15 protein-coding genes are annotated in these 22,914 nt (G+C 68.1%); 7 read left to right on the top strand and 8 right to left on the bottom strand.

The genetic code is table 11. The annotated features are described in order from the left end of the window. Positions 1 to 17: 17 nt before the first annotated feature. From QM806_RS09115 to QM806_RS09090, 6 genes are all read left to right on the top strand, one after another. Positions 18 to 1,004, top strand: a complete 987-nt coding sequence (locus QM806_RS09115; RefSeq protein ID WP_005571264.1) for an isopenicillin N synthase family dioxygenase — start codon at positions 18 to 20, stop codon at positions 1,002 to 1,004. Positions 1,005 to 1,195: 191 nt separating this feature from the next. Further along, complete coding sequence (locus tag QM806_RS09110; RefSeq protein ID WP_005253997.1) at positions 1,196 to 2,575, top strand: dicarboxylate/amino acid:cation symporter; 1,380 nt, start codon at positions 1,196 to 1,198, stop codon at positions 2,573 to 2,575. 43 nt (positions 2,576 to 2,618) lie between these two features. Then, positions 2,619 to 3,014 (top strand): nitroreductase/quinone reductase family protein, encoded by a 396-nt coding sequence (locus QM806_RS09105; protein WP_005571262.1) that lies wholly within the window; start codon positions 2,619 to 2,621, stop codon positions 3,012 to 3,014. 326 nt (positions 3,015 to 3,340) lie between these two features. Then, positions 3,341 to 8,833, top strand: coding sequence for a glutamate synthase-related protein (locus QM806_RS09100; protein ID WP_283291124.1), 5,493 nt, complete (start codon positions 3,341 to 3,343; stop codon positions 8,831 to 8,833). After that, entirely contained in the window at positions 8,830 to 10,599 is a 1,770-nt protein-coding gene (locus tag QM806_RS09095) for a sulfite reductase subunit alpha (protein WP_133984860.1), read from the top strand. The genes QM806_RS09100 and QM806_RS09095 overlap by 4 nt, the downstream gene beginning before the upstream one ends. A gap of 34 nt (positions 10,600 to 10,633) precedes the next feature. Next, positions 10,634 to 11,083 (top strand): flavodoxin domain-containing protein, encoded by a 450-nt coding sequence (locus tag QM806_RS09090; RefSeq protein ID WP_005253993.1) that lies wholly within the window; start codon positions 10,634 to 10,636, stop codon positions 11,081 to 11,083. Between the two features lie 4 nt (positions 11,084 to 11,087). On the opposite strand, the gene QM806_RS09085 is transcribed toward QM806_RS09090, so the two are convergent. The 3 genes from QM806_RS09085 to QM806_RS09075 are packed head-to-tail and all read right to left on the bottom strand — an operon-like array spanning position 11,088 to position 14,021. Next, positions 11,088 to 11,951: a PaaX family transcriptional regulator gene (locus QM806_RS09085; protein WP_169692948.1), complete on the bottom strand. Its 864-nt coding sequence runs from the start codon at positions 11,949 to 11,951 to the stop codon at positions 11,088 to 11,090. Then, positions 11,935 to 13,170, bottom strand: a complete 1,236-nt coding sequence (locus tag QM806_RS09080; protein WP_065491945.1) for a kynureninase — start codon at positions 13,168 to 13,170, stop codon at positions 11,935 to 11,937. Before QM806_RS09080 ends, QM806_RS09085 begins: the two co-directional genes overlap by 17 nt. After that, positions 13,167 to 14,021, bottom strand: a complete 855-nt coding sequence (locus QM806_RS09075) for a tryptophan 2,3-dioxygenase (protein WP_005252409.1) — start codon at positions 14,019 to 14,021, stop codon at positions 13,167 to 13,169. The genes QM806_RS09080 and QM806_RS09075 overlap by 4 nt, the downstream gene beginning before the upstream one ends. 105 nt (positions 14,022 to 14,126) lie before the next feature. Between QM806_RS09075 and QM806_RS09070 the strand changes: the two genes are divergently transcribed. Then, positions 14,127 to 15,302 carry an alpha/beta hydrolase family protein gene (locus QM806_RS09070; RefSeq protein WP_269590925.1) on the top strand — a complete coding sequence of 392 codons (1,176 nt, stop codon included), beginning with the start codon at positions 14,127 to 14,129 and terminating at the stop codon, positions 15,300 to 15,302. Here QM806_RS09070 and QM806_RS09065 read toward each other — a convergent pair. From QM806_RS09065 to QM806_RS09045, 5 genes are read right to left on the bottom strand one after another with little or no spacing between them, the layout of a single operon-like run. Further along, positions 15,211 to 16,833 carry a GMC family oxidoreductase gene (locus QM806_RS09065; protein WP_120660562.1) on the bottom strand — a complete coding sequence of 541 codons (1,623 nt, stop codon included), beginning with the start codon at positions 16,831 to 16,833 and terminating at the stop codon, positions 15,211 to 15,213. The two genes, QM806_RS09070 and QM806_RS09065, sit on opposite strands and share 92 nt — an antisense overlap. Then, a complete protein-coding gene (locus QM806_RS09060; protein WP_005253988.1) occupies positions 16,830 to 18,398 on the bottom strand; it encodes an APC family permease in 1,569 nt (522 codons plus the stop codon). Before QM806_RS09060 ends, QM806_RS09065 begins: the two co-directional genes overlap by 4 nt. A gap of 55 nt (positions 18,399 to 18,453) precedes the next feature. Next, positions 18,454 to 19,974, bottom strand: a complete 1,521-nt coding sequence (locus QM806_RS09055; RefSeq protein ID WP_283291120.1) for an aldehyde dehydrogenase family protein — start codon at positions 19,972 to 19,974, stop codon at positions 18,454 to 18,456. Continuing rightward, entirely contained in the window at positions 19,971 to 21,617 is a 1,647-nt protein-coding gene (locus QM806_RS09050; RefSeq protein WP_210023701.1) for a BCCT family transporter, read from the bottom strand. Before QM806_RS09050 ends, QM806_RS09055 begins: the two co-directional genes overlap by 4 nt. Continuing rightward, a complete protein-coding gene (locus QM806_RS09045) occupies positions 21,614 to 22,786 on the bottom strand; it encodes an aromatic ring-hydroxylating oxygenase subunit alpha (protein WP_283291117.1) in 1,173 nt (390 codons plus the stop codon). Before QM806_RS09045 ends, QM806_RS09050 begins: the two co-directional genes overlap by 4 nt. Positions 22,787 to 22,914: the final 128 nt, after the last annotated feature.

The raw sequence follows: 22,914 nt of genomic DNA, 5'->3' as shown, positions 1-22,914 counted from the left end.
GGGGATACCGTGGAGGAATGCTCCCCGTCATCGATTTCGCCGAACTGGACACACCGGCCGGGCGGGAACGGCTGCGGGAGATCACCCATCACGTGGGGTTCTTCTACCTCGACGGGCACGGCGTCGACCGGGAGCTGCTCGATCGGGTATTCACCGTCGCCCGGGAGTTCTTCGCCCTGCCCGACGACTCCAAGCAGTCGATCGCGATGCTGAACAGCCCCCACTTCCGTGGCTACAACCGGGTGGGCGGTGAACTGACCAACGGCGAGACCGACTGGCGGGAACAGATCGACATCGGCCCCGAACGGCAACCGATCCCCGGCGCCGACGGCTACCTGAGACTGCAGGGTCCCAATCAATGGCCCGCGGACCTCCCCGACCTCGAGAAGACGATCGAGGCCCTGGACGCCGCGCTCACCGACGTCGGGATGCGGCTCCTGCGGCACTGGGCCGCGTCACTCGACGCCGATCCGGCGATCTTCGACGACGCCTTCGCGCACGCCCCCGCCACGCTGATCAAGGTCGTCCGCTACCCGGAACGGCCGAGCGCCGACCACACCGGCGAGCAGGGCGTCGGCGCCCACAAGGATTCGGGCGTACTGACGATGCTGCTCCTCGAACCCGGCTCGTCGGGACTCCAGGTCGAAACCGAGGACGGCGACTGGATCGACGCACCGGCCCGCGCCGGCTCGTTCGTGGTCAACATCGGCGAACTGCTCGAGGTCGCGACCGGCGGGTACCTCAGGGCCACCCGGCACCGGGTGCTCACCCCGGCCGGTGCGCCCGAGCGACTGTCGGTGCCGTACTTCCTCAATCCCGCTCTCGACGCCACGGTCCCGACCATCGAGCTGCCGCCGCACCTGGCCGAACGTGCCCGCGGCATCGAACTCGACCCGGCGAATCCGCTCTATCGCACGTACGGCGAGAACGCGTGGAAGAGCCGGACCCGCGCGCACCCCGACGTCTACGCCCGCTGGTATCCCGGCGAGGCGGAACCGGAGTAAACGCGCGCCGCCGCCGGGAGTATTGTTCCCGCAGTGTTGTTCCTGACCTCTCGGCGCTACGTCGACCTCCGCCTGCAGGCGAGCGCAATCTGTCCGCGCTCGCGCTGACGCACCTCTCCACTCAGGACTCTCTCTCGCCGTATCCGCCCCACCGGGCGACGTTCCACGGCCCCCATGCGAAAGGCACACCCATGCCCAGTCCCGCGCTGTCCACGCGCGCCGAGACCACCTCTCGACGCCGGCTACCCCAGTGGGCCACCTCCTTCGGCCCCCAGATCGTCACCGGACTCGTCGTCGGCGTCATCCTCGGACTCGTCGCCCGCGCCATGCCCGTCGCCGCCGACGGCAACGAGAACTGGCTCGTCGGAACCGTCCACACCATCGGCTCCAGCTACGTGAAACTGCTTACCGTCGCGGTGATCCCGTTGGTGTTCACCGCCATTGTCAGTTCGATCGCCAACCTGCGTGAGGTGGCCAACGCCGCGCGCCTCGCCGTGCAGACGCTGCTGTGGTTCGCGATCACCGCGTTCATCGCCGTCGTCATCGGAATCGTCATCGGACTCGTCACCCAGCCCGGATCGCACACGACCGTCACCGGCGCCGGCAAGGAACCGGCCACCACCGGGTCGTGGTGGGCGTTCGTCACCGGCCTCGTGCCCAGCAACTTCCTCGGCCTGAACGCCAAGACCACCCTCACCGAGGGCGCCGCCAGCACGTCGCTGAGTTTCAACGTGCTGCAGCTGCTCGTCGTCGCGGCCGCGATCGGCATCGCCGCACTGAAGGTCGGGGCAAAGGCCGAACCGTTCCTGCAGTTCAACGCGTCACTCCTCGCGATCGTGCAGAAGGTGCTGTGGTGGATCATCCGCCTCGCACCGATCGGGACCGCCGCGCTGATCGCGAACGCCGTCGCCACCTACGGCTGGGACGCCATCGGCTCGCTCGGATGGTTCACCGCCGCCGTCTACATCGGCCTGGCCGTCGTGTTCCTCGTCGTCTACCCCGTCCTGATCCGCGCGCACGGACTGTCGGTGCGCGCCTTCTACTCCGGCGTCTGGCCCGCGACGCAGCTCGGCTTCGTGTCCCGTTCGTCGATCGGCACCCTGCCCCTCACCGAGCGGGTCACCGAACGCAATCTCGGTGTCCCCCGCGAGTACGCGTCGTTCGCGGTGCCGCTCGGATCGACCACCAAGATGGACGGCTGCGCTGCCATCTATCCCGCGATCGCCGCGATCTTCGTCGCCGAGTTCTACGGTGTGCCTTTGTCGTTCACCGACTACCTGCTGATCATCGTCGTCTCCGTGATCGGATCCGCGGCCACCGCGGGCACCACCGGCGCGACGGTCATGCTCACGCTCACGCTGTCGACGCTGGGACTGCCCCTCGCCGGGGTGGGCCTGCTGCTCGCCGTCGAACCGATCGTCGACATGGGCCGCACCGCGGTCAACGTCACCGGCCAGGCTCTCGTCCCGACGATCGTCGCGAAGCGGGAAGGCATCCTCGACGAAGCCCGCTACAACGCCGAACGGACCGGCGACCCGTTCCAGGACGACGAACCGGTCGCAGCGAAGTAGCGAAACGCTCGACGAGAGCCTTCCCACGTGGAAGGCTCTCGTCATGGCCGACCTCGACGCGATCAAACGACGGATCGTCATGCAATTCCAGCGGCACGTCGCCAACCCGCTCTCCAGGCGACTGTCGAGCCAGACACTCCTCGAGACCACCGGCCGCGTCAGCGGGCAGCCCCGCCTCACCCCGATCGGTGGCCGGCGCACGGGCACCGAATTCTGGCTGGTGTCCGAGTTCGGTGAGCGGTCGAATTACATCCGCAACATCCGCGCGAACAATGCCGTTCGCCTGCGGATCCACGGCACGTGGCATACGGGCACCGCGACGCTGCTGCCCGACGACGACGCCCGCGCCCGCCTGGCGCAGCTCCCCCGGATGAACAGCGCCGCCGTCCGGGCCGTCGGCACCGACCTGCTGACCGTCCGCATCGATCTCACCGACTGAGATCAGCCCCCGCACACGCCCGGATGAACAACGTCACATACCAGCCTGGCCAGGTGTGATGTTCGCGACTACGCGTTCTGCCTGCACGCTCGGCGCGGATTTGGTACCGCTCGTCGGCTGCGGATCGAGCTACTTGCTCTCGAGACTTAGCCTCGGCTAATCTGCGATTTCGCGCGGACCTGCGACAGTTCCGCACCTCAGACAACGACGTCTGCCTCACCGGCGTATCGGTTCGGGGCCGGTTCTCTGCCGTGATCCTCTCGCCGACGCCACCCGTGCGCCCAGCACGGCCCCATATTCGGCGAGTATCGCGAGGAGACAGTCGGTTGAACACGAGTGCCACCGAGTCCGGCCTGTACGACAGGACGCTCGACAAGAGCAGCTGCGGCGTGGGCTTCATCACCCGCAAGGACGGCATTCAGACCCATGACGTCCTCACCCGGGGCCATGAGGCCCTGTGTGCGGTTCCTCACCGTGGTGGCATGTCGGCCGAGGGTGTCGGCGACGGCGCCGGTGTCTGCGTCGACCTGTCGGTGCCGTTCTTCCGCACCCTGACCGGTCAGGGTGATCTCGAGGCCGGCCGCTTCGGTGTCGGCAACTTCTTCCTCCCCACCGACGTGGCGTTCCACGGCGACGCGGAGGCCGTCATCGAGCGGGCTCTCGCCGAGCAGGGGTTCGAGGTGCTGCTCGAACGCGACGTGCCCGTCGACGCGACCGTGCTCCGGCCCGCCGCGATCCGGCACCAGCTGCCGATCCGGCAGTGGGTGTTCACCGCGCCCGACGCGTGCGCCGACGAGACCGAGTTCGACCGTCGCATCCACGACGCCCTGCTCGCGATCGAGGCCGTCGCGTACACCCAGCCGGATCTGGCCGGGCTGTACCCGCTGTCGCTCAGCGCCCGCACCCAGGTGCTCAAGGGCCGTCTCAACTCGAACGAGGTGATGCCCTACTTCCAGGACCTGGTGGACCCGGCCCACGCCGTGCACACCCTGTACTTCCACACCCGGTTCTCGACGAATACCGACCCGCACCCGACGATGGCGCAGCCGTTCCGTCTGATGGCGCACAACGGCGAGCTCAACACGGACAAGAAGAACCGCCTGTCCGAGACGGCGCTCGCTCGTGCCCGTAACCGGGAGATCGTCCGCCCGCACGGCCAGTCCGACAGTTGCCGCCTGGACCAGACGCTGCAGAGCCGTGTCGTGGAGGACGGACTCGACCTGGTGACCGCGGTGGTGTCGATGATGCCGCCGGCGTGGGAGAACGACTCCACCCTGTCGCCCGAGGTCCGGGCGATGCTCGAGTACTTCTCGCTGTACGAGGAGAAGAACGACGGCCCGGCGGCGCTGATCTTCGGTGACGGCACCGTCGTCGGCGCCCGCCTCGACCGGCTCGGACTGCGTCCGCTGCGCTCGGTGGAGACGGACGAGTACCTGTGCGTCACGTCCGAGGCCGGGCAGATCGACTTCGACCCCGACACCGTCCTGCGTCGCGGACGCATCGAGGCCGGCGGCATGCTGTACTTCGACCACCGCGAGGGCCGCTCGTACTCGACCGACGAGGCACTCGAGCTGCTCGCCTCCCGGAACGACTACCCGACGCTCGTCGCCGAGGCTCGCCGGACCATCGAGGCGCTGCCCGAGGTCGAGGCCGAGCCGGGACCGTTGCGCTACAACGGCGACCTCGAGCGCACCCAGCGCTACGTCGCGTACTCGCACAACCAGGAAAGCTTCAAGTTCATGATGGACCCGATGCTCGCGTCGGGTCAGGAGAAGATCTCCGCGATGGGCTACGGCAACGCCATCAACGCGCTCTCCGATCAGGAAGGCGGGGTGGCCAAGTACTTCTCGCAGCGTTTCGCTCAGGTCACGAACCCTTCGCTCGACAGCATCCGTGAGGCCGACGGCATGACGCTGCGCGTCGCGCTGGGCGCCAAGCCGAACAGCGGGGCGCGGTCGGCGCCGCAGATCGTGGTGCCGTCGCCGATTCTCACCCACATGGACATGCTGCGGATCCGCAAGCAGTCCGAGACGCCGGTGCAGCGTTTCCCGATGCTGTACACCCCCGTCCACGGTGACTCCGCCGCCAACGCGGCCGCACTCGAGGCCGCGGTCGACGGGCTCTGCGACGAGGTGGAGGCGTTCGCCCGCGAGCAGGGCGGCATCGCGATCGTCACCGACCGTCACGTGGCCACCGACCGCGCCGCGCTGCCGATGATCATGGCGATCTCCGCTGTCAACCAGCGGCTGATCGAGGAGGGCCTGCGCCTGCGGGTGTCCGTCGTCGCCGAGAGCGGTCAGATCTCGTCGTCGCACCACGTGGCCGCTGCCCTCGGTTTCGGCGCCGCCGCGATCTACCCGCTCGCCGTCCGCCTGCGGGCCGAGGAGAAGTTCGCCGACGAGGCGGATGTGGCGTTCAAGCGGTTCGCGAAGGCCGCCGAGAAGTCGCTGATGAAGACGATGGGCCGGGTCGGCCTGTGCACCGCCGAAAGCTACATCGGCGGCGAGTTCTTCGAACCCAACTACCTCGACACCGACGACCGGGTGCTGCGCCGCTACTTCGCGAACGTGAAGACGCCGGTGGGTGGTGTCGGGTTCACCGTCATCGCGCAAGCCGTCGCGGACTGGCACCAGCGCGCGCTGACGGTCACCGGGGAGAAGGACGTCCCGCTGCTCGGCCTGTTCAAGGAGCGCGCGGAGGGCGCGGGTCACTCGTACGGCACGGCGGCCGTACGCGGCTTCGTCGACCTCACCGAGGAGCCCATCTCGTTCGACACGGCGGGCACGCAGGACCACACGGAATCGCTGCGACTGCTGCCGCTGAACCGGCTCGAGGACGCGTTCGGTCTCGACGACGACGCCTACCGCAACGCCGGCTTCCAGAAGCTGACCCCCGAGGCGATCGACCGCTTCGAGATCACCCCCGGCTACCGCGCCTTCGCGCGGACCATGGCGGAGGAGCGCACCCGTCGTCCCGCAGCGCTGCGGGACGTGCTGGATCTGCCTGCCGACGTCACGTTCCTCACCACGGCAGCCGAGTTCCGCAAGCAGATGGGCCGCTTCTCCCGCAAGGGCAACAACAGCTTCGCGGTGCGCGGACTCGAATCCGAGGCCATCGGCGAGGACCGGTTCCGGCTCCGGCTCACCGGCCCCCACGCGGGCGAGGCCCGCGTGCTGGCGGCGCTCGGCGAATCGCTGGCGATGCGGTTCGGCGACGACCTCCGCGAGCACAGCGTGGACGGCGACGCTCTTGTCGTGCGCACGTCCGGTGAGGCGCTGCGATGTCTGTCGCTGCTGCGAACCGCTCCGGCGAGCCTACCGATCGAGAAGGTGCAGAAGGCCAGCGACATCACCCCGTTCCTCACGTCCGGCGCCATGAGCCACGGCGCGTTGAACTCCAACGCGCACGAGGCCGTCGCGCACGGCACCAACATGGCCGGCGGCATGTCGAACAGCGGGGAGGGCGGCGAGCACATCTCCCGCTACGGCACCATCCGCGGTTCCAAGATCAAGCAGTTCGCGTCCGGCCGCTTCGGTGTGTGGGCCGGGTACCTGGCCGACCCGATGCTCGAGGAACTCGAGATCAAGATCGCGCAGGGGGCCAAGCCCGGCGAGGGCGGGCAGCTGCCCGCACCCAAGGTGACCGTCGAGATCGCGGCCGCGCGTGGCGGCACCCCCGGCGTCGAACTCGTCTCTCCCCCACCGCATCACGACACGTACTCCATCGAGGACCTCGCGCAGCTGATCCACGACTGCAAGGCGGCGCGGGTCCGCGTCATCGTCAAGCTCGTGTCCTCGGAGGGCATCGGCACCATCGCGGTGGGTGTCGCGAAGGCCGGCGCCGACGTCATCAACGTGGCGGGCAACACCGGCGGCACCGGTGCCGCCGCGGTGACCAGCCTCAAGTACGCCGGACGTTCGGCGGAGATCGGTGTCGCCGAGGTCCATCAGGCGTTGTGCGCCAACGGGTTGCGGCAGAAGGTGCTGCTCCGTTGCTCCGGCGCGCACCAGACGGCGAGCGACGTGGTGAAGTCGGCGCTGCTCGGCGCCGACAGCTTCGAGTTCGGCACCACCGCGCTGATGATGCTCAAGTGCGTCATGGCCAAGAACTGCAACGTCAAGTGCCCGGCCGGTCTGACCACCAATCCCGAGCTGTTCGACGGTGATCCGCGGGCGATGGCGCAATACCTGCTGAACATCGCGCACGAGACCCGCGAGGTGCTGGCCGAGCTGGGAATGTCCTCGCTGCGCGAGGCCCGGGGCCGCTCGGATCTGCTGCAGCTCCTCGACCACCCGTCGAGCGTCGGCCAGCTCGACCTGCGCGCGATGCTCGCCGTGGTCGAGGAAGTGACCATCGGCGATCCGGTGTACCTGGAGAAGGACTACACCCTCGACGACGGCTGGCTCGTGCAGCTGCGCGCCGCGCTGATCGAGCAAGGTGAGGCCACGGTCGAGCTCGGCGACGGGGTGCACCTGAGCAACCGCAACAAGAGCGTCGGCGCCCAGCTGGCGGTCGATATCGAGCGGATGCTGAACCACGAGCTCACCGATGTCGAGCTGCCTGCCGTGCTCCGCGACGAGCGCGGCCGCGGCTATCTGCGCGAGGGCAGCGTCCGGATCGCCACGTCCGGGTCCGCGGGCCTGTCGTACGGTGCGTTCTGCAACGACGGCATGACCCTCGTCCACACCGGCACCGCCAACGACGGCGTCGGCAAGGGCGCCAACGGCGGCAGCATCGTCGTGCGCTCGCCCGGTGGCGGCTCCGACCTGCACGGCGGCAACGTGCTGATCGGCAACTTCGCACTGTTCGGCGCCACCGGTGGGCGCACGTTCGTCGAGGGCCAGGCGGGTGACCGTTTCGCCGTCCGCAATTCGGGTGCCACCGCGGTGGTCGAGGGCGTCGGCGACTTCGCCTGCGAGTACATGACCAACGGCGCCGTCCTCAACCTCGGCGGCTTCGGCAAGGGCGTCGGCAACGGCATGAGCGGTGGCTTCGTCTACCAGTACGACCCCGAGGGCAAGCTGCCCGGCAAGGCCAGCGCGGACTCGATCCTGCTCGGCTCCATCACCGGCGACGACGAGCACGCGGCGCTGCACCGTCAGGCCGTGCACGTGCTGCTCGGGTGGCACCTCGAGGCCACCGGCTCCGCCAAGGCGGCATGGTTGCTCAAGAACTGGGAGACCGAACAGCACCACTTCGTGTACGGCATGCCGCGCGCGCTGCTGCAGTACCAGGACAGCGACGAGATCCTGAACGCCAAGCCCCGCAAGGACCTGGCCGACGAACTCGCCGCCGCGCTGGTCGCGCACCAGGTGCGCAAGTTCAAGCTGGACTACCGGGACGGTCACGCGGTGCTGGACGGCGCCGTGCCCGGCTACGGCGACGCCGACACCGAGGCCATGTTCGCGCTGCTGAACAACTACACCGTGCTGAACGCGGCGCAGGAGATGGCGCTGTCCAAGCTGCCGGGTGTCGCGGATCCGTCCGATCCGGCGGTCGACAAGGCCGTCCGCAACCTGCTGCTCACCGAGGACTTCTTCCTCATGCAGCGGTTGCAGCGGTACGCGCGGGAAGCGTTGAAGGACTACAGCGACGAGGACCTGGCCGTGATGGTGGCGGCCAAGCGTCTCGCCGACTACAAGGATGCGCTGCGCCGCCGCAACGTGCGGTCCATCGACGCCCCCGGCACGTACGGCTGGATCCTGCACCAGGATGCGAAGAACGTCGACAAGATCGGCCGGCTGCCCGGTTTCGAGGAGCTGTTCGCGCAGCACGCTCTCCCCGATCTGATCCCCACGAGAGACGTGGTCCCCTCATGAAGATGCCCTACATCCCCCAGGACGCCCCGTTCAGCGAGGACCAGCGCGTCTGGCTCACCGGCTTCCTCGCCGGCATGAGCTCGCGTCTGGTCGTCGGCGGCTCCGACGCGCCTGCCGCGGCGGGCGGTGGGCAGTTGCCCGCCATGCACGTGCTGTACGGCAGCCAGACCGGGAACGCCGAGGGTGTCGCGGAGGACGCTGCGGCCGCGGCACGTTCACAGGGCTTCGCGCCGGTCGTGAGCGCCCTCGACGACGTCGACACGGACGCCCTCGCCGCCATGCACCGCGTCCTCGTCGTCACCTCCACCTACGGTGAGGGTGAGATGCCCGACAACGCGGAACTGTTTTGGCAGGCGTTGGCGGCGGAGACGGCGCCACGACTGGAGAACACCGACTTCGCCGTGCTCGCGCTCGGCGACACCGGCTACGACGGGTACTGCCAGGCCGGCAAGATGATCGACACCCGGCTCGAGCAGCTCGGTGCCCGCCGCGTCACTCCGCGCGTCGACTGCGACGTCGACTACGAGGACGCGGCCGCCGCGTGGGTCGCCGACACCCTCCCCCTGTTCGCGGCCGTCGAGGGCATTCGCGGCGAGTCCCCTGTCGCCGATGTCGCCGAGCCCGAGACGAAGCCGGCCCGCAAGCGGTCGCAGTGGAACCGCAAGAACCCCTACGCGTCCACGCTCTCCGTGAACCGTCGGCTGTCGAGCGACACGTCCGCGAAGGAGATCCGGCACTACGAGTTCGCGCTCGCCGACAGCGGTCTCGAGTACGAGGCCGGTGACGCGCTCGGTGTGATGCCGATCAACGATCCCGCGCTCGTCGACGCTCTGGTGTCCCGGCTGGGCATCCCGGCGGATGCCGCTGTCACCGGCAAGGAGCGGCCGTTCAGCGATCTCCTGCTGCACGGCTACGAGATCTCCACGCCGAGCCACGAATTCATCGACGAGATCGAGAAGCGGGCCGGCGACGAAGAACTGAGCCACGTGCTGCGGCACGGCGACAAGGAAGCCCTCGACGCCTGGTTGTGGGGCAAGGACGTGCTCGACCTGCTGCTCCTCGAACCGTCGGTGACCCTGACCGCGGACGAGTTCGTCGGGCTGCTGAAGCCGTTGCAGCACAGGGCGTATTCCATCTCGTCCAGCCCGCTCGCCAACCCCGGCAGCGTGCACCTGACCGTCGCCAGCGTCCGCCACAGCTCGGCCGGACGCGACCGCGGCGGCGTGTGCTCCACGTTCCTCGCCGATCGGATCGCCGACGGCGGCAGCGGCGGGATCTTCGTGTCGAAGAACAAGTCGTTCCGCGTCCCCGCGAACGACGACGCACCGATGATCATGGTCGGCCCCGGCACCGGCATCGCGCCGTTCCGCGCGTTCCTGCAGGAACGGCAGGCGCGGGGCGCGTCGGGACGCAACTGGCTGTTCTTCGGCGACCAGCACCGCGCGTCGGACTACATCTACGAGGACGAGATTGCCGCGATGAGCGACAGCGGTCTCCTCACCCGCCTCGACCTCGCCTTCTCCCGCGACCAGGCGGAGAAGATCTACGTGCAGAACCGGATGGTCGAGAACGGCGCGGAGTTGTTCGCCTGGCTCGAGGACGGCGGCCACTTCTACGTCTGTGGCGACGCCACGCGGATGGCGAAGGATGTCGACCGGGCCCTGCACGAGGTCATCGCCACCCATGGCACCCTTTCCCCCGAGCAGGCCGCCGACTACGTGACCACGCTCAAGAAGGAAAAGCGCTACCTGCGCGACGTGTACTGACCACGTCGGCAGCAACCCACGAGGAGCAAGAACAATGGCAGTGGTGATTCTGTACGGCAGCGAGGGCGGAACCTCCGAACTGGTGGCCGACAACATCGCCGACGTGCTCGGCGACTACGGCGACACGTCCCTGTACGACATGATGGAATTCGACGCGGGCGACCTCGACCCCGAGAACTTCCACGTCATCGTGTGCTCCACCTACGGTGAGGGCGAATTGCCCACCGGCGCGGAACCCTTCTTCGAGGGCCTCGAGGAGGACGAACCTGACCTCACCGGGATGCAGTTCGCGCTGTTCGGCCTCGGCGACAAGGTGTACGAGGAGACCTACAACCGCGGCGGCGAGATCATCGCGGAGAAGCTCGTCTCCCTCGGCGCGGTCCAGGTCGGCGAACACGGCAGGCACGACGGGTCCAGCTCGATCCGCCCGAAGGATCAGGCCGAGGAGTGGGCCAAGAACATCGGCGAGGAATTCCTCGGATAGCACCTCACACGGGTAGCCGCGGCTGCACGCTCCGCACCCAGTCGCGGCTCCCGTCGAGGTAGCGGTCCCGCGCCGACGCGAACAGGCGGACACTGTCGGCGCCGGGCCAGGCCCCGGGCAGCATCCCGGCAGGCAGGCCCGGGTCGATGTACGGGATGATGCGCCATTCGTCGAGCAACGGGACGAAGCGGACGAATGCGTCGCGCGGCGACACCTCCTCTGCGGCAGACAGAGCGGCCCGGTGGCGGTCCAGGAAGTCGCGGTGCCGCGCGGCGATGCCGTCCAGGTCCCACCACCGCGTCGCCGCGTCCCCCATCGAATCGGGGACGAACACCGACGTGGACACGAACGTGGTCACGTACTCGGACAGGCCCAGCGCGGCGACGATGTCGTCGACCTCGCGGGCGAGGTACTCGGGGGCGATCCACAGGCCGGGCGACACGGTTCCGCAACCGATCCAGCCGAGCCGTCTGCGCAACTGGTGCCGCACCGCCCGTTGGGATTCGGGGATGGTGAACGAGATCAGCCGCCAGGGATCGGTGTCCGCCATCTGACGGAAGCCGAAGATCCGCGGATCGCCGCGTCTGAACATCGCCTCGGCCTGCTCGGTCACCTCGTATCCGCTCCGCCCGTCGCGGGTCAGCGGCCGCAGCACCCCCTTCTTCTTGAGGCGGGCCACCGCGATGCGCGTCGATTCGGACGGGATACCGACGGCGTGCATCAGTTCCACGAAGTCGGCGATCGCCACCCACCCGCCGAGGTCGCGCACATACGCGCCGAGGACGGTGCGGATCAGGGACGTCGCGCTGCCGGGCCGCGAATCGAAGTCGTCGAGGATCGCGCTCGCCGGTTCAGTCGGTGAGTTCATCACGGATCGCGAGTATCCCGGTGCACACCTCACCGAAGCTCGTGCTCAGCGGGCTCAGGCCGAGCCGCAGGCCCTGCGGGGCCCGGAAGTCGGGGATGACACCCTTCGTCCACAGTCGCTCGACGACCGCCTCGAACCGCGGGTGGTCGATGATGACGTGACCACCCCGCTCGGCGGAATCCACCGGCGATCCGATCTCCACGCCCAGCGGAACCAGTAACTCGCGCACGAGGTCGAGTGCGTACTCGGTGAGCGCGATCGACTTGGCGCGCACGGCCTCCATGCCGACGTCGTCGAGGAGTGCGAGGGTGTCCTGCAGCGCGATCATGCCGAGGACCGACGGCGTTCCGCTGATCACGCGCCGGATGCCGGGCGCCGGTCGGTAGCCCTGCTCCATCGCGAACGGGTTGTCGCGGCCCATCCAGCCCCAGATCGGCTGCACGAAGTCCTGCTGATGGTCTGCACGAACGTAGGCGAACGCCGGTGAGCCCGGCCCGCCGTTCAGATACTTGTACGTGCACCCGACCGCCAGATCGACACCCCACGTGTCGAGTTCGAGGGGAACCGAGCCGACGGAGTGGCACAGGTCGAGCAGCAGGAGCGCACCGGCCTCGTGTGTCACGCGAGCGGCGCCGGCGGCGTCGACCAGGTAACCCGAGCGGTAGGCGACGTGGCTGAGCACGACGAGCGCGGTGTGTTCGGAGACCACGGACTTCAGGTCGTCGACGGTGACGCCGCCCCGGGTATCGGACTCGATCCACCGGAGCGTGAGCCCGAGTTCTCCGGCGACGGACTCGAGCACGTAGCGGTCCGTCGGAAAGTTGTCGCGGTCCACGACGATCTCGGTGCGGTCCGGGCGCAACGCGAGCGCACCGCGTGCCAGCTTGTACAGCAGGACCGTCGTCGAGTCGCCGATGGTGGTCTGTCCGGATGCCGCGCCGAGCACCACCCTCGCGAGGGTGTCACCGATTGTGATCGGCAGGTCGTACCACTCCTCGTCCCACCCGCGGATGAGCCGGCCGCCCCACGACTGGGTGACGAAGGCGGTGACCTGCTCGGCGCTCGCCTTGGTGGGCCGTCCGAGCGAGTTGCCGTCGAGGTAGGCGGGCACCGAGGGGTCGTCGGCGCCGATGAACAGGTCGCGATACGGGCGCAGCGGGTCCGCGGCGTCGAGTTCGGCGGCGCGGGCGGCCGGCACATCGGTCGAGGTAGTCATCATCGTCCGATCTCGGTGCGCACGGCCAGCAGTTCCGGGAAGAACGTCAGGTCCAGTGCCTTCTGCAGGAAACCCACTCCGCTGGATCCTCCCGTTCCGGATTTCATCCCGATGGTCCGCAGCACCGTGCGCATGTGGCGGAAGCGCCACAGCTGAAAGTTCTCCTCGAGGTCGACGAACTCCTCGAAGGCCTCGTAGACGGCCCAGTGTTCGTCGTGGTTCTCGTAGACGAACTTGATCAGGGGCAGCAGGTCTTCGTTCAGCGTGTAGGCGGTGGTCACGTCACGGTCCAGTGCGGAGGCCGGCACGTCGTACCCGAGCCGCGACAGGCACTGCCAGAACGCGTCGTACAGGCTCGGCTCGGTGAGGAGCCGTTCGAGCAGATCGTGGGCGGCGGGATCGGCGTCGAACACCGTCAGCATTCCGGCGTTCTTGTTGCCGAGCACGAACTCGACGGCGCGGTACTGGTACGACTGGAACCCGGACGAATTGCCGAGGAACTGGCGGAACTCCGAGTACTCGGTGGGGGTCAGGGTGGCCAGGACCGACCACTGTTCGGTCAGCGTCTTCTGGATGTGCTTGACGCGCGCCACGCACTTGAGCGCCCGGCCGATCTCGTCCTCGTCGAAAGCGGCTCGGGCGGCGAGTGTTTCGTGCAGGACGAGCTTCAGCCAGAGTTCGGTGGTCTGGTGCTGGATGATGAACAGCAGTTCGTCGTGATGTTCCGGACGGCTCACGGGCTTCTGCGCGCTGAGCAGGGTGTCGAGGTCGAGGTACGACCCGTAGCTCATCCGCTCGCTGAAGTCGGTGACGATGTCCTTCTCGATGGCTCTGGTGTTGGCCTGCACGCCCATGACCGTCCTCACTGCTGGTGTTCGAGTACCGGGCTCCCGACCTTCATATTACATAATCGTGGCGACCGCTATACAGATGTCATCAGCGAAAAGTACGGTGGGCTCGTGACCGAACCAGCGCGCAGAGTCGACATCGTCTTCGCCCCCGGCGTGGTGGCACACCGCGGAACCGCGGAGGAACTCGTGGGCCGGGCGCTGGATGCACGCGGCCTGACCGGTGAGTTGACGTTCGCCGCGGACACCGCCGGGCTGGAGCGGGCCGTGCGGTCGGCGGCGCGGCGAGGCGAGTTCGTCGTCGTGCCCGGCGCCGGGGCATCCTTCACCGCCCCGGCCGGCGGGGCGATCCGCGTCGATTTCGGAGAGTGCGAGGCCGACCGCTCGGCGGGCGCCCGGGTCCACATCCGGGGGCGGGGACTCGACGGACTCCGCTACGCCGTCGACAGCTGGTACCACCACCGCTTCCACCCCGGGCGGATCGTCCGGTACGGCGACCACCCCGATCAGCGAGTGGAACTGCGGATCCCCGATGGCGACGGCCCTTTCCCCGTCGCCGTGCTGATCCACGGCGGATTCTGGCGTCCTCGTTGGGAGTCCGACCTGACGGACGCGCTGGCAGTCGACCTGACGGCCCGCGGGTACGTCACCTGGAACGTCGAGTACCGGCGAGGCGGGGAGAACCGTTGGGCCGCAATGGCGTCCGATGTCGCCGACGCTGTGCAGGCCGTCGCGACCGTCCCGTCGGCGGACCCGGAGCGTCTCGTGATCCTCGGCCACTCGGCCGGTGCTCAGCTCGCGCTCCGCGCCGCCGCCGACGCCGCTGCCGAGGAGGCAGCGGTTCGTCCGGCACTGGCCGTCAGCCTCGCCGGGGTGCTGAATCTGCGACTCGCCGGCGAACGCCACCTCGGTGAGGGCGCGGTGGCGGACGCCGTCGGCAGCGACTGGGCCGGCGACCGTGCGACGTACGAACGGTCGTCGCCGATCGCTCGACTGCCGCTGGGCATCCCTCAGCTGGTGGTGTGCGCCGTCGACGACGAGCCGGACATGCTGGAGATGAGCAGGGAGTACCACGAAGCCGCCGCGGCGACCCCCGACGACGTCGTCCGGATCGAGGGGCCCGGCGATCACTTCACCGTCGTCGATCCGGAGAGCGAGATCTGGCGAAGGACCGCCGAGGCGATCGACGCCCGGATCAGACCTCGGACAACGCCGACTCCGCCGCCCGCAGCCCGGCCCCGGCCCGGCCGCGGAGCAGATCCGCGCACCTCTCGGCCATCGTCATGACCGTGATGTTCGGGTTGACGTGCGGCAGTTTCGGCATCGCCGACGCATCGACCACTCGCAGTCCTCGAACCCCCTTGACCCGCAGTTCCGGGTCGAGCACCGCCATCGGATCGTCGACACCGCCCATACGTGCCGTGCCCGCGGGGTGATACACCGTGTTGTGGGTCTTGTGGATGTAGTCGAGGATCTCGGCGTCGGTCACCGCATCGGGTCCCGGCGCCAGTTCGCGGGCAATCCACCCGCGTAGCGCCTTCTGCTCGGCGATCTTCCGGGCCAGCTTCACCCCGGACAGCATCACCCGGTCGTCGTGGCCCTCGCTGTCGGTGAAGTACCGTGGATCGACCTTTGCGCGATCCCGGAAGTCCCGCGACCGCAGCCGGACCGTTCCGCGGGAGCGGCCCTGAGTGACGTTGGGTGTCAGGCAGAATCCGTTGTCGGTGGTCGGGTAACCCCACCGCAGGGTGTTCATGTCGAACGGGACGCTGCCGTAGTGCATCATCAGGTCGGGATGGTTCAGGCCCTCCCGGGTGGTTGCGAACAGGCCGATCTCCCACCACTGCGTCGATTCGGTGACCATCGGCTGGGACGCCTCCCAGAACACGAGCCCCTCGACGTGATCGTCGAGGTTCGAGCCGACTCCGGGCGAGTCGACGCGCACGGGAATCCCGAACTCCGCGAGATGCTCCGCCGGACCGATACCCGACAGCATCAGGAGCTTCGGGGTGTCGATGGCCCCGGCCGTCACCACCACCTCCCGTCGTGCCGACACCGTGTCGTAGCCGGTGAGGTCGGGACGCTGGTACCGGACGCCCGTCGCCGTCTGCTGTTCGTCGAACAGGATCTCGCTCACCCAGCAGCCGGTCCGAACCTCGAGATTGGGCCGGGTTCCGAGGATCGGGTGCAGGTAGGCGTGCGACGACGACATCCGGGTGCCGTCCTCGGACGCGTTGATCTGGAACCACCCGGCGCCGTTGAGCACCGTTCCGCCGCGGTTGAACGCGACGGTCGGCAGTCCCACGGCGGCGGCGGCGTCGAGAACCGCTCGGCCGCACGGGTCGTTCGGCGGGACGTCGCGCAGCCGCACCGGCCCGCTGCGGCCGTGGCCGTCGCCGGGGGCGTCGTTGCTTTCCAGCCGGCTGACGTACGGGAGGATGTCACGCGCACCCCAGCCCGACGCCCCCATCGCCTCCCAGTCGTCCAGTGCCTCGGCGGGCGGCCAGAATGCGATACACGAGTTGTGGGACGAGCAGCCGCCGAGGACTTTGGCCCGGGCGTGCCGCATGAAGCTGTTGCCCTTCTCCTGCGGCTCGACGGGGTAGTCCCAGTCGTACCCGGAGTCGAGAAGATGCATCCACTGGGACAGCTCGAGGATCGCGCGGTCCCCGACGTCGGACGGGCCCGCCTCGAGCAGGCACACCGTCACCGACGGGTCTTCGCTGAGACGCGCCGCGAGAGCGCATCCCGCGCTGCCGCCGCCCGCGATCACGTAGTCGAATTCCCCTGCAGTGCTCTTCGATTCGCCGTCGGTCATCGGGCGAGCTCCTTGTCGTTCGGTTCGGATTCCGGCGCGGGCGTTACCACCGCCGCGCAGTGTGACGTCAACGTTCCGATGTGGTGCCGGCCGGTGGTGAGGTACCACAGCAGGCCGAACCCGAGGATGACGCCGATGTAGACGAAGGCGCCCCAGGTGTTGTACCAAGGTTCGCCATACACGGCCTCCCGCGGCCAGGCAAGGTTGAGGGCCATCCCGATTCCCCACACGAGCGCGACGATGTTGACGGGTAGTCCCCATCTGCCCATCGTGAAGTAGCCGCCCTCCTTCAGGTCCCGCGGCGGCCACTCACCCCGCAGCCTCTTCTTCAGCATCGGTCCGGTCACCATCAGGTAGGCCAGGTAGATCATGATGATCGCGATGGAGGTCAGCACGGTGAAGATGTGCGGCTGGCCGATGTTGACCACCAGGATCAGCGCGGCCACCACCCCGATCGTCACCGCGGGCACGACGGGTGTCCGCGTTCTCGGGTGCACGCGGGCGAGCCGCTCGCCGAACGGGAGTGCGTTGTCGCGGGCCATGGCGAAGGTCAGCCGGATGGCGGCGGTATGCACCGCCAGCGAGCAGACGGTCACCGCGATCACGATGCACACCAGGAAGATCGTGCCCAGCGGCCCCCACATCACCTGCTCGACGATGTACTGCAGGCTGCCGTCCGACGCGCCGATCTTCGGATCGTCGAGGTCGGGTGCCGCCATCACGGCGAACACGAGGATCGCGCCGCCGATCACGAACGACGCGAGGATTGCGCGGAAAATCGCCTTGGGGGCGGTGCGGCGGGGTTCGACCGTCTCCTCGCCCAGCGAACTCGCGGTGTCGAAGCCGTACATCACGTAGCCCGACGCGAGCGTCGCCACCAGGAACGCGCCGAGATATCCACCGCTTTCGCCTGCGCCGTACCCGTGGGTGGAGAAGAACACCTGCGGGCCGCGGGTCATGTTGGCGGCGAGGATGATCGCGATCAGCACCGCCGCGATGATTTCGATGAACACACCGGCACTGTTGATCATCGCCATGAGACGGACACCGAGCGCGTTGACGACGGTGGTGAAGCCGATCATCACGGTCCCGAGAATGACGGCGTTGGTGGCGAAGTCGTGTTCTCCGGTCCCGTCACCGACGATCTGGAAGCCGCTCCACAGCCGCGGCAGGTTGAGCTGCAGCGCCAGCACAACGGCCGACAGGGTGACGATCGACGCGGTGAGCATCAGCCAGCCCGCGGACCACCCCACTATTCTGCTGCCGAGCGTCTTCGCCCAGTTGTACACGGAGCCGGCGATCGGATACTTGGCGGCCAGCTCCATGAAGCACAGTGCCACGGCGAGCTGGCCGACGAACACCAGCGGCCACGACCACAGGTAGGCGGGGCCTGCGGTGCCGAATCCGAAGTAGAACAACTGGAAGGTGCCGGTCAGAATGGAAATGTAGCTGACGCCCGCGGCGAAGCTCGCGAACTTGCCGATACTGCGATCGAGGGACTCCTTGTAGCCGAAATCCTCGAGTCCACTGTCGTGATCGCCGGTCGTATTGTCGGTACTGGTCATTCGATCACTTCCTGAGAAGTTGAGTGGGCCTGCTCGCGCGCCTTGCCGGGGCACGTCAGGTCGCGGTGAACCAACCCGCGGCAGGCGAGGTCGTGTTGTTCCAGATGTGTTTGACTTCCTGGTATTCGGAGAGCCCGGCGGGTCCGAGTTCGCGGCCGTTGCCGGACTTCTTGAATCCGCCCCATTCCGCCGCCGCCGTGTAGTAGCCGAAGTCGTTGAGCCACACGGTCCCGTGGCGCAGGCGGCGCACCACCCGTTCGCCCCGGGCGGCGTCCGACGTCCGGACTCCGGCGGCGAGGCCGTACTCGGTGTCGTTGCCGAGCCGGACCGCGTCCTCCTCGGTGGTGAATCTCTCGACCGTGAGAATGGGCCCGAACGTTTCCTCCTGCACGATCCGCATGGAGCGGTCGCAGTGGTCGAAGATGGTGGGCAGGTAGTAGCTGCCGCCGTCGAGCGCGGGATCGGCGGGCCGGGAACCGCCCGTCCGGAGCGTCGCACCTTCGGAGATACCCAGTGCCACATAGTCTTCGATCTTGTCGCGCTGCGCCGCCGACACGAGAGGCCCGGTCTCACTGCTGGGATCGAGCCCCGGGCCGACGCGGATGGCCTCGGCGCGTGAGACGAGGGCGGCGACGAAGTCGTCGGCGATCGACTCCTCCACGATCAGCCGCGTCCCGGCCGAGCACACCTGCCCCGAGTGCAGGAAGACGCCGGTGAGCACCTGGTCGACCGAGGACTCCCATTCGGCGTCCGCGAACACGATGTGCGGGTTCTTCCCGCCCAGTTCCACGGCGACCTTCGTGACGTGCTTCGCGGCCGTCTCCAGGATGGTGGTGCCGGTCGCGAGTCCACCGGTGAACGAGATGAAGTCGACGTCACCGGTATCGGTCAGCGCGGGGCCGAGGTCGGCGCCGCTGCCCTGCACGAGGTTGACGACACCGGCGGGCACACCCGCCTCCTCGATCAGCCGGGCGAACGCGATCGTGCTCAGCGGCGTGACCTCACTGGGCTTGAGCACCATCGTGCAACCGGCGGCCAGCGCGGGTGCCACCTTCCAGGAGATCTGGAGCAGCGGGTAGTTCCAGGGTGCGATGAGGACGCACACCCCGATCGGTTCGCGAACGACCCGGGAGACGACCGCGGGGTCACCCACGTCGACCACTCGGTCGCTGGAGACGAGGGCGAGCCGGGCGTAGTACCGGAATACCGAGACGACGTCGTCGATGTCGATTCGGCTCTCCACCAAAGTCTTACCGGTGTCCAGCGTCTCGATCAGCGCCAATTCCTCCTTGTCGCGCTCGAGGAGATCTGCAATGCGCGACAGGAGCGACGATCGCACGGCGACCGCCGTCTCCGGCCAGTCCCCGGCATCGAAGGTCGCCCGGGCCGCCAGCACGGCTCGCCCGGCGTCTTCGGGCGACGCCTCGTCGACCGTGGCGATCACGTTCCCGCTTGCCGGGTCGATGCAGTCGCGGGTGCGCCCCGACGTCGCCGCGACCCACTCCCCCGCGATGAAATTCACCTTCCCGAACAACCTCGGGACGTCGAGATCCGCGGATAGTGCCGACATCTTCATACTGTGTCCGAAACCCTCTCGTGTGCAGACTTTTTCGATGAACCGACGATGAGCGGATCACGGGAGACGTCCCGATACAGCGAGAAGCACAATCCGATCATCACCAGAAGGAATGGCGCCGCCGCGATGATCGTCATCGTCTGCAGCCCCTGAAGGGCGTCCGAGCCGCCGGTCCAGAGGATGAGTGCCGCGGTGCCCCCGGTGAGGGTTCCCCAGAAGATGACGACCCACGTGCTCGGTTCTCGTGCACCCCGCTGCGACAGCGTGCCCATCACCAGCGAGGCGGCGTCCGCGCCGGACACGAAGAAGATCGCGACCAGCACCATGACCAGCACGGTGGCGAATCCGGTCAGCGGCAGATGGTCGAGCATCCCGAACAACTGGCCTTCGGTCGACGAGCGTGCCGCCAGGTCGACTCCGTCCTGCTGCTGTCCGATGCCTGCGCCGCCGAACACCGCGAACCACACGAGGCTGACCGAGGTGGGAATGACGATCACGCCGATCACGAACTGCCGGATGGTGCGGCCGCGGCTGATCCGGGCGAGGAACATTCCGACGAACGGAGTCCACGACACCCACCACGCCCAGTAGAAGATCGTCCACGACGACAACCAGGACGCCGTGTCGTCGCCGGCACTCGCGGCCGTCCGTCCCGACATGGTGGCGAGCTGCGCCGCATAGTCCGCGATCGCGGTGGGGAGCAGATTGAGGATGAGGACGGTCGGACCGAGCACGAACACGAACAGCGCGAGAATCACCGCCAGCACCATGTTGATGTTGGACAGCCAGTGGATGCCCCGCGCGACTCCCGACACCGCCGAACCGACGAACGCGAACGTCAGCAGCCCAACGAGGGCAACGAGCGCGAACGTGCCGACGTTGTCCATCCAGCCGATGATCTCGAGGCCGGAACCGATCTGCAGTGCGCCGAGCCCGAGCGACGCGGCGGTGCCGAACATCGTCGCGATGATCGCGAGGATGTCGATGACCTTCCCCACGGCGCCTTCCGAGCGGCGGCCGAGGAGAGGGAAGAACGCGGCGCTGATGAGTTGCTTGCGGCCACGCCGGTAGGAGCCGTACGCAATCGACAACCCGACGACCGCGTAGATCGCCCACGGATGCAGCCCCCAGTGGAACATCGTCGTGGCCATCGCCGACCCCACCGAGCCGTCCGTTCCCGGCGGCGGGCTCACCAGATGAGCGAGCGGTTCGGCGACGCCGTAGAACATCAATCCGATTCCCATGCCGGCGCTGAACATCATCGCGATCCAGCTCACCGTTCTGAACTCCGGTTTCTCGCCGTCGCGGCCGAGCGGAATCCGGCCGTACCGGGAGAACGCGAGGAACAGTGAGAAGACGACGAACGCCGACGACGCGGCGATGAACAGCCAACCGAGGTCGGCCACCAGCCAGTCCAGCGCCGCGGTCGACACGACCGAGAGGTTCTCCGGTGCCAGCAGTCCCCACAGGATGAGTCCGACGCCGAGCGCCGCGGCCGTGCCGAACACCACCTTGTCGACGCTCCGCCGCCCCTCGCCGCCGGACGGCGCCGCCGGCTCCTGCTCCTGGTGCCGGGGTTGCGGATCGACATCGTTCACCCTGGGAGGGTCGGTCACCCTCGGTTGCTCGCCGGCGTAGGTCATCGGGGATCCCCGCTCAGCCTTTCGAGTAGCCAGTCGTGGAATTCGCCGATGTGGTGTTCCGCGGGCACCAGCACACCCCCGTTCCGGTACGCCTTCGACGCCATCGTGGGCTGGGTCCGCTCACAGGCGTCGAAGTCCTGCTGGTTGACCCGGTGGAACAGCTCCACCGAACGGGAGACGTCGCGACCCGATGCGGTGACCTCCGGGGAGTACAGCCAGTCGCATTCGACGATGGTGCGATCCGCGGACACGGGGTACATGCGGTGGAAGATGACGTGGTCGGGCACGAGGTTGACGAAGACCTGCGGCCGGATCGTGATGGCGTAGTACTTGCGGTCCTGGTCGGGACTGATGCCGGACAACGAGTCGAATCCGCCGCTTCCGTCGATGGTGAATCCCTCGACGTCGTCACCGAAGGCGGCACCGTGCCCCACGAAGTACTGTGCGGCTAGGCCGTCCGCGAACTCCGGGAGTACCTCGGTGAGCTCGGGGTGGATGGTCGCGCAGTGGTAGCACTCCATGAAGTTCTCGATGATCAGCTTCCAGTTGGCCGCGACGTCGTAGACGATCCGGCGGCCGAGTTCCAGGGTTCCGATCTGGTACCGGTCGATGGCCGCCGGATCACCGAGTCGTTCGGTGACGGCGCCGACGACCTCGTCCTCGAACGACGGCGGTTCGTCGGCCAGGCACACCCACGCGTAGCCGAGCCATTCGCGAAGCGCGACCGGCACCAGTCCGTACCGCACCCGGTCGATGTCGGCTCCGGTCTCGTCCCGCAGCGCGGCCATGTTGGGGGCCGCCACCAGTTTGCCGTCGAGTCCGTACGTCCACGCGTGGTAGGGACACTGAAGGTTTCTGCGGATCTGCCCTTCGTCCTCGGTACACAGCATGGCGCCGCGGTGCCGGCAGATGTTGAGGAAGGCGCGCAGTTCCCCGTCGCGGCCGCGGACGAGGAGCACGCTCTCCCGGCCCACCGTGATCTTTCGGAAGGCTCCGGGGGCGGCGAGATCGGCGGCGCGGACGGCGCAGAACCACATCGCCTCGAACAGGTTCTCCTGTTCGTCCGTGAAGATGTCGGCGTCGGTGTAGTACCGGCCACCGAGGGTGGGGATCAGTGCCGGTGCGGGCGCGGAGGCGGGAGCGGGGGCTTGGACGTCCGGAGCGGACATAGATGTCACCGTTTCTTTCGTTGCCGGGAAAGATGCGTTTCGGTCGAGCTGTGACCTGATGTCTGTGTGCGTAGGGGGCGCAGATCGCAGGGGCGTCGTTGCCGAGTGTGACGACATGCGTGCCCGAT

Source organism: Rhodococcus sp. IEGM 1351 (genome assembly GCF_030056875.1).
GTDB lineage: Bacteria > Actinomycetota > Actinomycetes > Mycobacteriales > Mycobacteriaceae > Rhodococcus_F > Rhodococcus_F opacus.
The sequence above is the reverse complement of the archived record's forward strand: the minus strand, read 5'-3'. Positions and strand labels throughout refer to the sequence as shown.

Excerpts from the sequence above, each read along its gene's own strand:
- QM806_RS09115 (WP_005571264.1), top strand. The coding sequence starts at position 18 with ATGCTCCCCGTCATCGATTTCGCCGAACTGGACACACCGGCCGGGCGG.
- QM806_RS09110 (WP_005253997.1), top strand. The coding sequence starts at position 1,196 with ATGCCCAGTCCCGCGCTGTCCACGCGCGCCGAGACCACCTCTCGACGC.
- QM806_RS09105 (WP_005571262.1), top strand. The coding sequence starts at position 2,619 with ATGGCCGACCTCGACGCGATCAAACGACGGATCGTCATGCAATTCCAG.
- QM806_RS09095 (WP_133984860.1), top strand. The coding sequence starts at position 8,830 with ATGAAGATGCCCTACATCCCCCAGGACGCCCCGTTCAGCGAGGACCAG.
- QM806_RS09090 (WP_005253993.1), top strand. The coding sequence starts at position 10,634 with ATGGCAGTGGTGATTCTGTACGGCAGCGAGGGCGGAACCTCCGAACTG.
- QM806_RS09085 (WP_169692948.1), bottom strand. The coding sequence starts at position 11,951 with ATGAACTCACCGACTGAACCGGCGAGCGCGATCCTCGACGACTTCGAT.
- QM806_RS09080 (WP_065491945.1), bottom strand. The coding sequence starts at position 13,170 with ATGATGACTACCTCGACCGATGTGCCGGCCGCCCGCGCCGCCGAACTC.
- QM806_RS09075 (WP_005252409.1), bottom strand. The coding sequence starts at position 14,021 with ATGGGCGTGCAGGCCAACACCAGAGCCATCGAGAAGGACATCGTCACC.
- QM806_RS09065 (WP_120660562.1), bottom strand. The coding sequence starts at position 16,833 with ATGACCGACGGCGAATCGAAGAGCACTGCAGGGGAATTCGACTACGTG.
- QM806_RS09060 (WP_005253988.1), bottom strand. The coding sequence starts at position 18,398 with ATGACCAGTACCGACAATACGACCGGCGATCACGACAGTGGACTCGAG.
- QM806_RS09055 (WP_283291120.1), bottom strand. The coding sequence starts at position 19,974 with ATGAAGATGTCGGCACTATCCGCGGATCTCGACGTCCCGAGGTTGTTC.
- QM806_RS09050 (WP_210023701.1), bottom strand. The coding sequence starts at position 21,617 with ATGACCTACGCCGGCGAGCAACCGAGGGTGACCGACCCTCCCAGGGTG.
- QM806_RS09045 (WP_283291117.1), bottom strand. The coding sequence starts at position 22,786 with ATGTCCGCTCCGGACGTCCAAGCCCCCGCTCCCGCCTCCGCGCCCGCA.